14 protein-coding genes are annotated in these 14,757 nt (G+C 71.5%); 11 read left to right on the plus strand and 3 right to left on the minus strand.

The features are described 5' to 3' along the window. Positions 1-71: 71 nt before the first annotated feature. From ACQEVM_RS22620 to ACQEVM_RS22630, 3 genes are all read left to right on the plus strand, one after another. On the plus strand, positions 72-1,304 hold the full coding sequence (locus tag ACQEVM_RS22620; protein WP_433085316.1) for an adenosylmethionine--8-amino-7-oxononanoate transaminase: 1,233 nt from the start codon (positions 72-74) through the stop codon (positions 1,302-1,304). A 5-nt stretch (positions 1,305-1,309) separates the two neighbouring features. Beyond that, entirely contained in the window at positions 1,310-2,029 is a 720-nt protein-coding gene (gene bioD, locus ACQEVM_RS22625; protein ID WP_433081847.1) for a dethiobiotin synthase, read from the plus strand. Positions 2,030-2,261: 232 nt separating this feature from the next. Beyond that, positions 2,262-2,921 (plus strand): class I SAM-dependent methyltransferase, encoded by a 660-nt coding sequence (locus ACQEVM_RS22630; RefSeq protein ID WP_433081849.1) that lies wholly within the window; start codon positions 2,262-2,264, stop codon positions 2,919-2,921. A 76-nt stretch (positions 2,922-2,997) separates the two neighbouring features. Here ACQEVM_RS22630 and ACQEVM_RS22635 read toward each other — a convergent pair whose 3' ends face one another. Beyond that, entirely contained in the window at positions 2,998-3,423 is a 426-nt protein-coding gene (locus ACQEVM_RS22635) for a GNAT family N-acetyltransferase (RefSeq protein WP_433081851.1), read from the minus strand. Positions 3,424-3,627: 204 nt separating this feature from the next. Between ACQEVM_RS22635 and ACQEVM_RS22640 the strand changes: the two genes are divergently transcribed. From ACQEVM_RS22640 to mug, 5 genes are all read left to right on the plus strand, one after another. After that, complete coding sequence (locus tag ACQEVM_RS22640; RefSeq protein ID WP_433081853.1) at positions 3,628-4,968, plus strand: hemolysin family protein; 1,341 nt, start codon at positions 3,628-3,630, stop codon at positions 4,966-4,968. After that, the gene (locus ACQEVM_RS22645; RefSeq protein WP_433081855.1) at positions 4,965-5,984 is read left to right on the plus strand and encodes a hemolysin family protein; all 1,020 of its coding nucleotides are present in this window, start codon (positions 4,965-4,967) and stop codon (positions 5,982-5,984) included. Before ACQEVM_RS22640 ends, ACQEVM_RS22645 begins: the two co-directional genes overlap by 4 nt. Before the next feature lie 92 nt (positions 5,985-6,076). Continuing rightward, the gene (locus tag ACQEVM_RS22650; protein WP_433081857.1) at positions 6,077-6,868 is read left to right on the plus strand and encodes an SGNH/GDSL hydrolase family protein; all 792 of its coding nucleotides are present in this window, start codon (positions 6,077-6,079) and stop codon (positions 6,866-6,868) included. Positions 6,869-6,939: 71 nt separating this feature from the next. Next, positions 6,940-8,373: an adenylosuccinate lyase gene (purB, locus tag ACQEVM_RS22655; RefSeq protein WP_266972549.1), complete on the plus strand. Its 1,434-nt coding sequence runs from the start codon at positions 6,940-6,942 to the stop codon at positions 8,371-8,373. Continuing rightward, a complete protein-coding gene (mug, locus tag ACQEVM_RS22660; RefSeq protein WP_433085318.1) occupies positions 8,370-8,909 on the plus strand; it encodes a G/U mismatch-specific DNA glycosylase in 540 nt (179 codons plus the stop codon). Before purB ends, mug begins: the two co-directional genes overlap by 4 nt. Before the next feature lie 256 nt (positions 8,910-9,165). Here mug and ACQEVM_RS22665 read toward each other — a convergent pair whose 3' ends face one another. Next, positions 9,166-9,603, minus strand: a complete 438-nt coding sequence (locus ACQEVM_RS22665; RefSeq protein ID WP_433081859.1) for a hypothetical protein — start codon at positions 9,601-9,603, stop codon at positions 9,166-9,168. Next, positions 9,600-11,387, minus strand: a complete 1,788-nt coding sequence (locus ACQEVM_RS22670) for an ATP-binding cassette domain-containing protein (protein WP_433081861.1) — start codon at positions 11,385-11,387, stop codon at positions 9,600-9,602. Before ACQEVM_RS22670 ends, ACQEVM_RS22665 begins: the two co-directional genes overlap by 4 nt. A 108-nt stretch (positions 11,388-11,495) precedes the next feature. Between ACQEVM_RS22670 and ACQEVM_RS22675 the strand changes: the two genes are divergently transcribed. The 3 genes from ACQEVM_RS22675 to ACQEVM_RS22685 all read left to right on the plus strand — a co-directional run bounded on the left by ACQEVM_RS22675 (position 11,496) and on the right by ACQEVM_RS22685 (position 14,530). Beyond that, a complete protein-coding gene (locus ACQEVM_RS22675; RefSeq protein ID WP_433081863.1) occupies positions 11,496-12,584 on the plus strand; it encodes a sensor histidine kinase in 1,089 nt (362 codons plus the stop codon). Between the two features lie 36 nt (positions 12,585-12,620). Beyond that, positions 12,621-13,271, plus strand: coding sequence for a response regulator (locus tag ACQEVM_RS22680; protein WP_433081865.1), 651 nt, complete (start codon positions 12,621-12,623; stop codon positions 13,269-13,271). A 101-nt stretch (positions 13,272-13,372) separates the two neighbouring features. Beyond that, positions 13,373-14,530: an ROK family transcriptional regulator gene (locus ACQEVM_RS22685; protein ID WP_433081867.1), complete on the plus strand. Its 1,158-nt coding sequence runs from the start codon at positions 13,373-13,375 to the stop codon at positions 14,528-14,530. The last annotated feature ends 227 nt before the right edge of the window (positions 14,531-14,757 follow it).

Genomic DNA, 14,757 nt, shown 5'->3' on the forward strand with positions numbered 1-14,757 from the left:
CGCCGGACGCGCTGCCGACCGCCGACCTGGTCGCGTTGGACCGGCAGCACGTCTGGCACCCGTACGGCCCGATGCCCGGCAAGCAGGATCCGCTGGTCGTCGCCTCCGCGTCGGGTGTCCGGCTGCGGCTCGCAACCCCCTCCGAGGGGCACGAGGAGCTGGTCGACGGCATGTCCTCCTGGTGGTCGGCCGTCCACGGCTACAACCACCCGGTGCTGAACGAGGCCGTGACCACCCAGTTGGGTCGGATGTCGCACGTCATGTTCGGCGGGCTCACCCACGAGCCCGCCGTCCGTCTCGCGACGAGGCTCGTCGAGATCACCCCGGCCGGCCTGGAGCACGTGTTCCTGGCCGACTCGGGTTCGGTCGCCGTCGAGGTCGCCGTGAAGATGTGCCTCCAGTACTGGCGCTCCGTCGGCCGGGCCGGCAAGACCCGCCTGTTCACCTGGCGGGGCGGCTATCACGGGGACACCTGGCAGCCGATGGCCGTCTGCGACCCCGAGGGCGGCATGCACGAACTGTGGTCGGGGCAGCTGCCCCGACAACTGTTCGCGGACGCCCCTCCGGCCGGGTTCGACGTGCCGCTGGACCCCTCGTACGTGGCACACCTGCGCTCCCTGATCGCGGCGCACGCCGACGAACTGGCGGCCGTGATCGTGGAGCCCGTGGTCCAGGGCGCGGGCGGCATGCGGTTCCACAACCCGGGCTACCTCGCCGTGCTCCGGGACCTGTGCGACGAGTACGACGTCCTCCTCGTCCTGGACGAGATCGCCACCGGCTTCGGCCGCACGGGCGCGCTGTTCGCGGCGGAACACGCGGGGGTCACCCCGGACGTGATGTGCCTGGGCAAGGCCCTGACCGGCGGATACGTCACCCTCTCCGCGACGCTCTGCACCGAGCGGGTGGCCGACGGGATCTCCCGCGGCGAGGTGCCCGTACTGGCCCACGGACCGACGTTCATGGGCAACCCGCTGGCGACGGCGGTGGCGAACGCCTCGATCGACCTGCTGCTGAGCCAGGACTGGCAACGGGAGATCAAGCGCATCGAAGCCGGGCTCGTGGCGGGCCTGGAACCGGCCAGGGCCCTTCCCGGCGTACGGGATGTCCGGGTCCTCGGCGCGATCGGCGTGATCCAGCTCGACCACCCCGTGGACATGGCCGCGGCCACCCGGGCGGCCGTCCGGGAAGGCGTCTGGCTGCGCCCGTTCCGCGATCTGATCTACACGATGCCTCCGTTCGTGACGGGTGACGCCGACGTGGCGCGCATCTGCCGTGCGGTGTGCGCAGCGGCGCGGGAGGGCTGACCCACATGACGATCCTGATGATCTCCGGCACCGGTACGGAAATCGGCAAGACGGTGACGACCGCCGCCTTGGCGACGGCCGCGACGGCCGCCGGCCTGACGGTGGCGGTGCTCAAGCCGGCCCAGACCGGCGTCGGCCCGGACGAACCGGGCGACGCGGCGGAAGTCTCCCGGCTGGCCGGCCCGTCCGTGACCGCCGAGGAACTGGCCCGCTATCCCGAGCCCCTGGCGCCCGACACGGCGGCCCGGCGCTCGGGACTGACCCCGGTCTCGCCCCGAGCCGTCGCCGAGGCCGCGCACCGGCTCGACCTCTCCCACGACCTGGTCCTGGTCGAGGGGGCGGGTGGGCTGCTGGTCCGCTTCGACGAGGAGGGCAACACCCTGGCCGACGCGGCCCGCCTGCTCGACGCCCCCGTGCTGATCGTCGCCCCGGCGGGGCTCGGCACGCTGAACGCCACCACGCTCACCGCCGAGGCCCTGCGGGCCCGGTCGTTGACCCCGTGGGGGGTGGTGGTCGGCAGTTGGCCCGCCGAACCGGACCTGGCCTCGCGGTGCAACCTCGCCGACCTGCCGAGGTCCGCGGGCGTCCCCCTGATGGGCGCCGTCCCGGAGGGCTCGGGCGCGTTGGCCCCGGTCGAGTTCCGTAAGGCGGCCCCCACGTGGCTGGGGCCGATGCTCCACGGCACCTGGTCGGAACCGGAGTTCCTGCGGACCTGGCAGCCCTGACCGTCGGCAGGCGCCGCTCGCGCGGGAGCCCGAGGCGGATGGACCGGCGGCTTCCGTCGCGACGTGGGCGCGTGGGGGCGTGACTCGGGAAGGTGCGGGGCCGGGCACCGGCGGGCGTTCGGCCACGGTCCCCCGGACGACTGTGCGCCCGGGCGGTTTCGCGGCCCTTCGAGGCGGGGAACAGCCCGGCAGGGCACCCGCACCAGCCGCCACCCCCGCTTGGAGGCCCGCCATGCCCCGCCGATCCGCCGACCCGGTCCACCACCCGCACTTCGCCCGTTTCTACGCCCGCCTCAGCACCGCCGCCGAGACCCGCGGCGGCATCGGCCCGCTCCGCGAGGAACTGCTGCACGGTGTGTCCGGCCGTGTCATCGAGATCGGCGCCGGCAACGGCCTCAACTTCGCGCACTACCCCCGGGCCGTCTCCGAGGTGGTCGCCGTCGAACCGGAGCGCTCCCTGCGTCGACTCGCGGCGGCGGCCGCGCTGCGCGCCGAGGTCCCGGTGGACCTCGTTCCCGGCGTCGCCGAGGCGCTGCCGGTCAAGAGCGAGGCCTTCGACGTGGCCGTGGCCTCCTTGGTGTTGTGCACCGTACGCAGTCTCCCCCGCGCCCTCGCGGAACTGCACCGGGTGCTTCGCCCCGGCGCCGAGTTGCGCTTCTTCGAACACGGTCTGGCGCCCGGCCCCGGCATGGCCGCCGTCCAACGGACGCTGGACCGGACCGTATGGCCCCGGCTCTTCGGCGGCTGCCACACGGCCCGTGACCCGCTCGCCGCGATCGAGGCGGCCGGTTTCCGAATCGTCTCGCACCGCGCGTTCCGGCTGCCGGAACGCGGCCCGGCGCTCCCCACCTCGTACTGCGTCATCGGCTCGGCCCGTCGCGTGGAGGAATAGGCCCTGTCGTCGCATTGGCGCCGGGGGGCGGGGCGGCCTCGTCGGGTCCCGTCGCGGTCGCCGACCGTTTCGTGGATCAGTCGTCGAGCGGCTTGACCCAGCGGGTCCAGTGGTCCTCGGGGTGGTATCCGGCCGCGTCCCACGCCCCGTGCGCCCGCTCGTTGCGATCGAGCACCATCGCGTCCGCGCGCCGCCCGCCCAGGGCGGCGAACCGCTCCTCCGCGGCGGCGAGCAACGCCGCGCCGATTCCCTGCCTGCGGTGTCCGGGGTGGACGGCGAGGCGGTACAGGTGGCAGCGCCACCCGTCGAAGCCGGCGACGACCGTGCCGACGAGCCCGCCGTCGCGGCGGGCGAGGAGGAGGGCGTGCGGGTCACGGGCGTGGAGCAGCTCGATTCCGGCGAGGTCGTCGGAGATGCTTGTCCCTTCGGCGGCCGTCTTCCAGAAGGCCAGTACCTCGACGAGGTCTGGCGGGGAGGCGGGTCCGATGTGAAGATCGTCCATGCTCCGGATCCCATCACCCGAGGACCGGGCACCAGAAGCACGATCCCCTCCCTTTGCCTTTCCTTTACCATGTGGTCAAGCGTTCCGTTCGAACGACCTGAAAGAAAGGTGTGAGCGTCCGTCCATGGGCGAGCCCTCCGGTATCCGACATCGCGCGCCACTCCTCCCCCTCCTGACTGATCATGGAACGGAGGTGACCGACCGATGACCGAAGTGCTCCTGCTCGTCGTGGCGCTGCTGCTCTGCCTGGCCTGTGGAGTCTTCGTCGCGGCCGAGTTCTCGTTGACGACCGTCGAGCGCAGCGAGCTCGAACGTGCCGTCGAACGCGGCGAACGCGGGGCCGACAGCGCCCTGACGGCCGTCCGGAGCCTGACCTTCCAGCTCTCCGGAGCCCAACTCGGCATCACCGTGACCGGTCTGGTCATCGGCATGCTCTCCAAGCCCTCGATCTCGGCCCTGCTCCAGGGGCCCTTCGAGGCCCTGGGCCTGTCGGCCGCGACAGCCTCCTCCGCCGCCCTGATCATGGGCACCGTCCTGTCGACCGTCGTATTGATGGTCGTCGGCGAACTGGTGCCGAAGAACTGGGCCATCTCCTCGCCGCTCGCCATCGCCAAGCGCGTGGCCACCGTGCAGCGGGTCTTCAGTCGTACCTTCAAGCCGCTGATCAGCCATCTGAACACCACCGCGAACCACCTCGTACGCCGGTTCGGCCTGGAGCCGGCCGAGGAACTGGCCTCGGCACGCAGCCCTCAGGAACTGGTGGCCCTGGCCCGGCACTCCGCGAAGGCCGGCTCGCTGGAGAAGGACACCGCCGAGCTGTTCGTGCGGACCCTGAACCTGGCCGACCTGACCGCGGAGAACGTCATGACCCCGCGCGTCCAGGTCACCGCCCTCGACGTGCAGACCACCGCCGAGGACGTGGCGAACGCCACCCTGGCCACCGGCCTGTCGCGCTTCCCCGTCTACCGGGGCAGCCTCGACACCGTCGTCGGCACGGTGCACATCAAGGACGTACTGGCGCTGCCCGCCGAGGACCGACACCGGTACCCCGTCGAGCGCCTGCTGCGCGAGCCGCTGCTGGTCCCCGAGTCCCTGACCGTGGACCGGTTGCTGGACCGGCTGTCGGGCCGTCAGACGATGGCCGTGGTCATCGACGAGTACGGCGGCACGGCCGGTGTGGCGACGCTGGAGGACATCGTCGAGGAGGTCGTGGGTGAGGTCCGCGACGAGCACGACCCGCACGAGACCCCGGACCTGGCGCCGGCCGGCACGGACGCCTCGGGACGGGCCCTGTACTCGGCCGACGGCGCCGCCCGCACCGACCAGCTCCGGCGGATCGGACTGCGGGTGCCGGACGGCCCGTACGAGACGCTCGCCGGTCTCGTGGCCACCGAGTTGGGCCGGATCCCCGCCGTCGGCGACAGCATGGAACTGGACGGCTGGCGGCTGGACGTGGTGGACGCGAGCGGACGTCGGGCCGCGCGGGTGCTCCTGCACACGCCGGTCGACTCCGCCGACGACGACGGCGCGGAGGAGACCCGATGACCGCCATCCAGTTGTTGATCGGCCTGGCGACGCTGGTCGTGAACGCCTTCTTCGTCGGCGCGGAGTTCGCGCTGATCTCGGTCCGGCGCAGCCAGATCGAGCCGTACGCCGAGCAGGGCGACCGGCGCGCCCGCGCCGTCGTGTGGGCCCTGGAACACCTGTCGGCACTGATGGCGGCGGCGCAACTGGGCATCACCCTGTGCACTCTGGTGCTGGGCGTGGTGGCCGAGCCCGCCATCGCCCACCTGCTGACGCCGCTGTTCGACCTGGTCGGGGTACCGGCCGGACTGACCCACGCGATCTCGTTCGTGGTGGCGCTGTCCCTGGCGACGTACCTGCACATGCTGTTCGGCGAGATGCTGCCGAAGAACGTGGCGCTCTCCGAGCCGGTGCGCACCGCGATGCTGCTGGGGCCGCCGCTGGTGACCCTCACGAAGGCCCTCCGACCGGTGATCTTCGCGATCAACGCCTTCGCGAACACCCTGCTGCGCCTGCTGCGGGTGGACGTGAAGGACGAGGTCGCGGCGACCTTCTCGGACGACGAGCTGGCCCGGATGGTCAAGGACTCCAGCGATGCCGGACTGATCGACGGCCGCGCGAGCGAGCGACTGCACGACGCCCTGGAACTGGGCCGTCGCCCGGTCACCGATGTGGTGCTGCCCTCGGACCGGGTGGTCCCGGCGCGCGAGGGAATCTCCGCGGCGGGACTGGAACGGTTGTCCGCCGAGTCCGGCTACTCCCGCTTCCCCGTGATCGACGCGGAGCATCGGATCCTCGGCTACCTGCACGTCAAGGACGCGCTGGACGTGGCCGAGCGGGACGAACCCTTCCCGCTGTCCGAGCTGCGCCCGATCGCCCAGGTGCGGGCGGAGACCCCGCTGGACGACGTGCTGACCGCCATGCGGCGCAGCCGTACCCACCTGGCGGCGGTGCTGGGCCAGGACGGCGTCATGACGGGCCTGGTCACGATGGAGGACGTGCTGCGCGAGCTGTTCGGCAGGCCGGCGTCCACGTGACCGGCGTCTGATTCCCGTGTCCCGGTATGCCGGCCCCGTACGGTCCCCGACCGTGCGGGGCCGGCATACCGCGCGGTATCATCGCTCCCGCCATGGAGATGAATGCGTCTTACACCAGTTTCGTCGCGATCGGTGACTCCTTCACCGAGGGCATGTCCGACCTGCTCCCGGACGGCTCCTACCGCGGCTGGGCCGATCTGCTCGCCGCACGCCTCGCGACCCGCGAGCCGGACTTCCGCTACGCGAACCTCGCGGTCCGCGGGAAGCTGATCAGCCAGATCGCCGAGGAACAGGCGCCGGTGGCGGCGGCGATGGGCGCCGACGTGGTGACGCTCGTGGGCGGTCTGAACGACGCGCTGCGACCCAAGGTCGACATGGGCCGGGTACGGGCACACCTGGAGCAGGCCGTGGAACTGCTGGCCCCCTCCTGCAAGACGCTGGTCCTGATGCGTTCGCCGGGGCGCAACGGTCCGGTGATGGACCGCTTCCGCCCCCGCATGGAGGAGCTCTTCACCATCCTCGACGGGCTGGCCACGCGGCACGACGCGCTGCTGGTGGACCTGTACGGGGCGCCCGTGCTCGCGGACCCGCGCATGTGGGACGTCGACCGGCTGCACCTGACGGCCGAGGGACACCGCCGGGTGGCGGAGGCCGTGTGGCAGAGCCTGGGGCTGCCGGCCGAGGACGAGTGGCGGGCCGACCTCGCGCCCTCGACCGCGCCGAGCTGGCCGGCTCGCAGGACCGAGGACCTCCGGTTCGCCCGGCAGCACCTGCTGCCCTGGATCGGGCGCCGACTGACCGGCCGCTCGTCGGGCGACGGGCGGGCCGCGAAGCGCGGAGAGCTGCTGCCGTACACGCCCTCGGCGACGGATCGGCTCTCGTAGCAAGGCACAATCCGAGGTGGCCCCCCTACCTGCGTGAACGCACAGCGGCGGCCCAAGTAGAATCACTCCACGTGACAGCCAAGCCCCGCATCCCCAATGTCCTGGCCGGCCGCTACGCCTCCGCGGAGCTCGCCGTCCTGTGGTCCCCCGAGTACAAGGTGACGCTGGAGCGGCGGCTGTGGCTCGCCGTGCTGCGCGCCCAGAAGGATCTCGGTATCGAGGTTCCGGACGCCGCCCTCGCCGACTACGAGCGCGTTCTGGAGACGGTCGACCTCGCCTCCATCGCCGAGCGCGAGAAGGTCACCCGCCACGACGTGAAGGCCCGCATCGAGGAGTTCAACGCCCTCGCCGGTCACGAGCACGTCCACAAGGGCATGACCTCCCGCGACCTCACCGAGAACGTCGAGCAGCTCCAGATCCGGCTCTCGCTGGAACTGTCCCGTGACCGCACGGTCGCCGTCCTCGCCCGCCTCGCCAAGCTGGCCGCGGAACACGCCGAGCTGGTCATGGCCGGCCGCTCCCACAACGTCGCCGCACAGGCCACCACCCTGGGCAAGCGCTTCGCCACCGCGGCCGACGAGCTGCTGGTCGCGTACGACCGCCTGGAGAACCTCCTGGAGCGCTACCCGCTCCGCGGGATCAAGGGCCCGGTCGGCACCTCCCAGGACATGCTCGACCTGCTCGGCGGCGACACCGCGAAGCTCGCCGACCTGGAGCAGCGCATCGCCGCCCACCTCGGCTTCGCCCAGGCCTTCACCTCCGTCGGCCAGGTCTACCCGCGCTCGCTCGACTACGACGTGGTCACGGCCCTGGTGCAGTTGGCCGCCGCCCCGTCCTCGATCGCCAAGACCATCCGGCTGATGGCCGGCCACGAGCTGGTGACCGAGGGCTTCAAGCCCGGTCAGGTCGGCTCCTCCGCGATGCCGCACAAGATGAACACCCGCTCCTGCGAGCGCGTGAACGGCCTGATGGTCATCCTGCGCGGCTACGCCTCGATGACGGGCGAGCTGGCCGGCGACCAGTGGAACGAGGGCGACGTCTCCTGCTCCGTCGTACGCCGCGTGGCCCTGCCGGACGCGTTCTTCGCGTTCGACGGTCTGCTGGAGACCTTCCTGACCGTCCTCGACGAGTTCGGCGCCTTCCCGGCGGTCGTCGCCCGTGAACTCGACCGCTACCTGCCCTTCCTCGCCACCACCAAGGTGCTCATGGGCGCGGTGCGGGCCGGAGTGGGCCGCGAGGCCGCACACGAGGTCATCAAGGAGCACGCGGTCGCCTCCGCGCTCGCCATGCGCGAGCAGGGCGCCGAGCGCAACGAACTGCTGGACAAGCTGGCCGCCGACGAGCGGATGCCGCTGGACCGCGCTCAGCTCGACGCCCTGATGGCCGACAAGCTGTCCTTCACGGGTGCGGCCGGCGACCAGGTCGCGACGGTGGTCTCCCGCGTCGAGGCCATCTCCAAGCAGCACCCGGAGGCCGCCGGGTACGCGCCGGGGTCGATCCTCTGACCCCCGACGAGCTGGCCGCCGCCCGCGACCGCGTCCTCCCGGACGTGATCGCGGGCGGTCTGCGTGTGCTGTTCTGCGGGATCAATCCCGGTCTCCTCTCCGCCGCCACGGGCCACCACTTCGCCCGCCCCGGCAACCGATTCTGGCCGGTCCTGCACCTCTCGGGTTTCACCCCGCGCCGGCTGGCCCCCGCCGAGCAGGAGGAGCTGCTGACCTACCGGCTCGGCATCACGAACGTGGTGGCCCGGGCCACGGCCCGCGCCGACGAGCTGGACGCCGAGGAATTCCGTGAGGGCGGTCGGATCCTGACGGCCAAGGTGGAGCTCCTGCGGCCGCAGTGGCTGGCCGTCGTCGGTGTGACCGCCTACCGCACCGCCTTCGGCGAGAGGAAGGCCCGGATCGGCCCCCAGGACCGGACCATCGGCGACACCCGCATCTGGGCCCTGCCCAACCCCAGCGGCCTCAACGCTCACTGGACCGCCGAGTCCATGGCCCAGGAGTACGCCCGACTCCGCGCCGCCACCGAGACACCCTGACCGAGCCTCGCCGGGCCGGGGGTCGGGGTCGGGACCGGGCCGGGGTCGGGTCCGATTCCAGGCCGGGGCCGAGTCGACCCGCGTCCGATCCGGGTCGATCCGCGTATGGCAGCAACGGTGGAGCCGTTCCGGCACGGTGGAGCAGCCGGGGAGTTCTCGTGCCCCGCTCCCCCGGCAATGCCCGCCCCGACAACCAGCTCTCGGGTATCCCGGTCTCCCGTATCCCGGTCTCCCGTATCCCGGTCTCGGGTCACCCCTACGGCGGGTCGACCACAGTGACCGCGGCCATCAACCTGAAGGGGTCCTCGGTCGCTCTGCGCGCCGCGTAGACCACGAGCCACCGGTCGCCCGCCCGCCAGAGGTGAACGTGATCGGCGTCGTTGGCGAGCTTGTCCCACGGCTCCGGTATCGACTCCCCGTCGAGACCCCGCTGCATCGTCCCGTCCAGAGTGAACACCTGCGGTGTCCCCCAGCGGCCGGTCAAGACCTGCACCAGGGCTCCGTACTCGGCGCTGATCTGGTCGCCCGCCTCGATCCGAGCCGATCCGTCGTCCTCACAGAAGTCCCGGGTCTGCGCGAGTTGGACCAGATGATGGCCCGGGCCACTGCCGTGCCTGTCGAACCGGACCGGCTCGGTGGGAAAGGGCTGTCCCCGGAGCCGGTCGATCGTATCCAGATGCTCTGCCGTGGTCATGCCGTCAGTATCACGGGGGGCACTGACAACTGGCCTGACGTCATGCTGCCCGACGGCTCACCGCGAGCCGGCCTCCGATCAGGACCGGCAGCGACCAGAGCGTGGCCACCCCCAAGCCGGTCCAGGGACCGAATGAGCCGTCCGTCGTCGCCCGCATGACCATCTGACCGGCACGGTCCGACACGAACTGCCCCGCCCTTCCCGCCACCTGACCGACCACGAAAGGCAGGATCGGCATGAAGGGTACGAGCAGTCTCATCACGAGCGTGCCACCGCGCACCAGCGCGGTCAGTCCGGCCGCGAGGAGCCCCATGAGCGTCAGGTGGACCCCGCTCCCGAAACACGGCCCTCAGCACGCCCGTGTCACCCAGCCCCCAGCCGTACTTCACCATGAAGGCCTGTCCGGCGACGAAGGTGACGGCGCCGGTGATCTGGCCGCTGATGAAGCCGAGTCTGGCGATCATGGCCACCTTGGAGAGATACAGGCGGGTCCGGTGGGGCACGGCCGTGAGCGAGACCCTCGGGGCGCCGTTGCGTAACTCCCTGGCGAAGACTGTGGTCCCGAGGGCAATGGCGGCCATCTGACCGAAGTTGACTTCGTGGAAGGCACCGAGCAGCCGGTCGTCGCCCATGGCCCCCGCTTCGGCCGTTCCGATCGCGGCGGCGATGAGCGCCGTGATGCCGGTGGTGACGAGGAAGACCGCGGTCAGCGAGCCAAAGGCCATGCGGGAGGAACGTATCTTGATCCATTCCGAGTGCAAGACGGAGATGCTGGGCAAAGCAACGGCGGTCATGACATGCGTTCCGCTCTCCATCAAGGATGGTTTTGGGGGCGGGCGAGCCTCAGACGGGGGTCGCCCGGAACTGGGCGCGGGCGGCCGTGAGCTCCAGACAGGCCTGTCCCAAGGGGGCCCGCTCAGCGGCGAGTTCGGGCAGGAGTATCCCTCGCGGGCGGCGAGGCTCCCGATCTGCTCGGTATGTATGCCGTCGACCGCCCAGCACCTGTCCGCGGCGTTGGCCGGCTCGAACCCCCTACGAGCCGGCGCTGCTCGCAGCCGATCGGGGTCGGAAGTCCGCAGTCTTGCCCTGGGGGTGCTGCGGGAGTCGATGAAGCCCTTCATCGACAGGTCGGCCAACAATGCGCCCTGCCCGGCGGCGACCAGGTGGTCGACGAACGAGGCGGTCTCGGCCATGAGGTGGCTGGAGACCAGGGCAGCGCGGCCGTCGGCGGCGAGAGAGCGCATCAGCTCGCGGATCCGGAGGATGCCTTCTCGGTCGAGGGCGTTGGTCGGCTCGGCGAGCAGGACGACCCCCGAATCACCCAGTAGCGCGGGGGCCATTCCCAGCCGCCGGCGTATGCACGGGGAGAAGGTCTTGACCGGCTGCCGGGCCACCACGGCGAGCCCGGCCCGCTCCAACACCGTGTTCACCTGCGCTGCCGCGATGCCGTTGCTGACGGCGAGCGCGAGGAGGTGATTCCGGGCGGTGCATCCCCCGTGGCTGCCTGCGGATCCAGTAGAGCGCCGACCCGGCGCAGCGGGTCTCTCAGGTGGGCGAACCGGATCCCGCCGATGGTGGCGGTGCCGGCCGTGGGTCGGGCGAGCCCGAGCAGCAGGCGCACGGTCCGTCGACTTCCCGGCTCCGCTCGGGACCAGGAAACCGGTGACCCGGCCGGGCAGGACATCGCCGGTCAGAACATCGAAGGTGAGGTGGTCCACGGCTCGTGTGATGCCGTAGTCCTTGGCCAATTCGCGGATCTCGTTGCGGTTCGGTTCACGGTTCATGCCTCAAGATTCACCGTCGGCCCCACAGCGTTCCCTCCCCCAGGCGAGGGTGGCGTCTCCCCTACACGGGGGAGACGGAGTTGACCTTCGCGCTGCCACGATGGAGCCATGTACACGTTGCTCAGCGCACCGCTGATTCTGCTCGCCGTCTGGATGTTCGCCAACCCCAGTTGGCCGTGGGTGCTGTTGTTGATCGCCATGCCGTTCGGGTTTATGCCATGGGTGAGGCCGGCCGGGGAACTACGGGCGCAGTTCCTGCTGACCCCGCATGAGCGCGGCTCCCCCGGCAGCGTCATGGGTACCGCGCCGTCGGCGCGGTGGGGTGACCGGTGGCGGACCCTGTGGTGGCTGGAGATGCGTCTCGTGGTCACCGGCGCCGCCATGTTCGCGACCGCCGTGCTTGCGTTGATGACGTTCGAGTTGATCGCGCCCGCGCTCGGGCAGCAGTTGTCCGCGAATCCGACCGTGCCGTTCATCCCGACGCATGGGGTGGCCGCGCTGCTCGCTCCGGTGCCGTTGGTCGTACTCATCGTCGTGGTGGTGCTGCTCGGGGAGATGATCACCTCGATCGCCCGACGGTTGTCGGGGCCGTCGGCGGCCGAGCGCCTCTCCGCGCTGGAGACCCGGACCGGGCAATCGTGGGAACGGACCCGCATCGCGAGGGAACTGCACGACTCCATCGGTCACGCCCTGACCGTGGCGGTCACGCAGGCGGGGGCGGCACGGGCAGCCGCCGACCCGGACTTCACCGATCGGGCCCTCCACGCCATCGAGGAGACGGGCCGGGCCGCGCTGGAGGATCTGGAGCGGGTGCTCCTGGTGTTGCGCGAGTCCGTCCAGCCGGCCTCTCAGCGGCCGACGTTGGCGGAGGCGGACCGCTTGCCGGAGTCGGCCCGCGTTTCGGGTGTGGCGGTGGACGCCCGGCTGACGGGGTCAATGGAGAAGGTGCCCGGTCCCGTCACCCGGGAGGGCTACCGGATCCTCCGGGAGGCGCCGGGGAATGCGCTGCGGCATCGCGGTCCCGTGCCCGACGGAGCGCGGGACGAGGTGACCACCGCCCCGCTGGATCCGGAGGTGACGAACCCGCTGTCGGAACGGCCTACCTTCGCACCGGGAGGCCGCGCGGGATGCGGGAGAGGGCCGCGCTCCTCGGCAGGGAAGCCGAAACCAGTCCGTACAGGGGCGGTTGGAGAGTGATCGCCCGCCTCCCGCTGGACCGAATACGCTGCTCGAATGCCGGTTACCGTACTGCTCGTCGATGACGAACCCCTGGTGCGCGCGGGTCTGCGCGCCGTCTTGGAAGCACAGCCCGACATCACTGTGGTGGGCGAGGCGGCCGACGGGGCCTCCGTGATCCCGCTCGTCCGACAGCTGCGACCGGACGTGGTGGCCATGGACGTACGAATGCCGCTGCTGGACGGGATCGAGGCGACGCGGGCGGTTCTCCGGTCCGTGGACTCACCACCGAAGATCCTCGTGGTGACGACGTTCGAGAACGACGAGTACGTCTACCAGGCTCTGCGGGCCGGAGCTGACGGCTTCCTGCTCAAGCGGGCCCGACCCTCGGAGATCGTGCACGCGGTCCGACTCGTCGCGGAGGGCGAGACGTTGCTCTTCCCGGCCGCCGTGCGAGCCCTGGCGGCGGAGTACGGCAATTCCAAGGCGCGGGCCGTCTTCGAACGGGCCGCGCTGACCGAGCGAGAGGAGGCGGTGCTCCGGTTGATGGCCCGCGGGTTGACCAATGTGGAGATCGCGGCGGAGTTGATCGTCGGGACGGAGACCGTGAAGTCCCACGTCAGTGCGATCTTGGCGAAGCTGGGCGCACGCGACCGGACCCAGGCGGTCATCACCGCCTACGAGTCCGGATTCGTCGCCCCGGCTTGACGGGAGGGGCTGATTCCGGCCGATGGGGGGCCGCTTCTCGCCGTTGCGGCGGGTGCGCAGTACGATCCGGCTGACAGGGCCGCTAGCTGGGAGGACACACGTTGGGGCAGCTGACCGGCGGGGACCCCTCTCTGCTCCGAAGGATCAACTCGGCGGTGGTGCTGCGTGCCCTGCGCGCGGCCGAATCGCCGACCCTCACCGACCTCACACGGGTCACCGGGCTCTCCCGGCCGACCGTGGAGGGTGTGGTGGAGGGGCTGATCGGCACGGGGCTTGTGGTGGAGGCCGAAGCCGAGGAGGGCGCGCGTCGACAGGGTCGGCCGGCCAGACGGTTCCGTTTCCGTACCGAGGCGGGACATCTGCTCGGCATCGAGATCGGTTCGCACCGGATCGCCGTCCTGCTTTCCGGCCTCGACGGGCGGGTGATCGGCGCGGGCACCAAGGACGTCGCCGAGTCCGCTTCGGCCGACGAGCGGCTGGAACGGGTCCGGTCGGCGGTGGCCGATCTGCTGCGGCGCTCCTGCGTGCCACGGGACTCGCTGCGAGCCGTCGGTGTGGGCAGCCCCGGAATCGTGGAGGCGGACGGGACGGTCCGCCTCGGGACCGCCCTGCCGGGATGGACCGGGCTGCCGCTCGGCGAGAGGTTGAGGCGCTCGTTCCGCTGCCCGGTACAGGTGGAGAACGATGCCAACGCCGCGGCGGTCGCGGAGCACTGGAAGGGTGCGGCGCGGGACACCGACGACATGGTGTTCGTGATGGCGGGCCTCAGTCCCGGCGCCGGTTCGCTGATCGGCGGCCGACTGCACCGCGGCTACGGCGGAGCGGCCGGCGAGATCGGCGCGCTGCACCTGCTGGGCCGGGAGGTCACACCGGAGAAGCTGCTGTCCACCACCGGCGAACCGCTGCATCCGCTCGACGAGCCGGCCGTGGCCGAGGTCTTCGCGATGGCCAGGCGGGGGGACTCCCGGGCGGTCGCCGCCGTGGAACGGTTCCTCCAGCGGCTGGTGCACGACGTGGCCGCGCTGGTGCTGGCGATGGATCCGGAGCTGGTGGTGGTGGGCGGTTGGGCTGCCGGTCTGGACGGGGTCCTGGAGCCCTTGCGCCGGGAGCTGGAGAGGTACTGCCTGCGCCCGCCCCGGGTGGTGCAGTCTCTGCTCGGCGAGGCGGCGGTGGCCACCGGGGCGCTGCGGCTGGCATTGGATCACGTCGAGGAGGAGCTGTTCGCGGTGGAGAAAACGGTGACGGCCCGGAGCCGCTGACACGGGCACTGTCGGACAGGGCAGCGCCGTGACCCACCCCGGCGGGCACCCCGGCCCCGGGCGGCGTTCCACGGCGCCCCGGGCCGAGCATGTGGCGGGGTGATGCCGCGTACAGGCCGGGCGGCTCGGCGTTCGCTTCTGCGCCCCTGTCTTCCGCGCCACTGCGGGGCGCCGGCTGACTCCGGCCGGGGACCTGGCCGGGCCCTGTCCTGGCCGGCTCCAGCCCG

Origin of the sequence: Streptomyces sp. CA-243310, assembly GCF_050936775.1 — a bacterium.
Lineage (GTDB): Bacteria > Actinomycetota > Actinomycetes > Streptomycetales > Streptomycetaceae > Streptomyces.

Excerpts from the sequence above, each read along its gene's own strand:
- ACQEVM_RS22670 (WP_433081861.1), bottom strand. The coding sequence starts at position 11,387 with ATGAACCGTGAACCGAACCGCAACGAGATCCGCGAATTGGCCAAGGAC.
- ACQEVM_RS22675 (WP_433081863.1), top strand. The coding sequence starts at position 11,496 with ATGTACACGTTGCTCAGCGCACCGCTGATTCTGCTCGCCGTCTGGATG.
- ACQEVM_RS22650 (WP_433081857.1), top strand. The coding sequence starts at position 6,077 with ATGGAGATGAATGCGTCTTACACCAGTTTCGTCGCGATCGGTGACTCC.
- ACQEVM_RS22645 (WP_433081855.1), top strand. The coding sequence starts at position 4,965 with ATGACCGCCATCCAGTTGTTGATCGGCCTGGCGACGCTGGTCGTGAAC.
- ACQEVM_RS22640 (WP_433081853.1), top strand. The coding sequence starts at position 3,628 with ATGACCGAAGTGCTCCTGCTCGTCGTGGCGCTGCTGCTCTGCCTGGCC.
- ACQEVM_RS22635 (WP_433081851.1), bottom strand. The coding sequence starts at position 3,423 with ATGGACGATCTTCACATCGGACCCGCCTCCCCGCCAGACCTCGTCGAG.
- ACQEVM_RS22620 (WP_433085316.1), top strand. The coding sequence starts at position 72 with ATGCCCGGCAAGCAGGATCCGCTGGTCGTCGCCTCCGCGTCGGGTGTC.
- ACQEVM_RS22630 (WP_433081849.1), top strand. The coding sequence starts at position 2,262 with ATGCCCCGCCGATCCGCCGACCCGGTCCACCACCCGCACTTCGCCCGT.
- bioD (WP_433081847.1), top strand. The coding sequence starts at position 1,310 with ATGACGATCCTGATGATCTCCGGCACCGGTACGGAAATCGGCAAGACG.
- ACQEVM_RS22665 (WP_433081859.1), bottom strand. The coding sequence starts at position 9,603 with ATGACCACGGCAGAGCATCTGGATACGATCGACCGGCTCCGGGGACAG.
- ACQEVM_RS22680 (WP_433081865.1), top strand. The coding sequence starts at position 12,621 with ATGCCGGTTACCGTACTGCTCGTCGATGACGAACCCCTGGTGCGCGCG.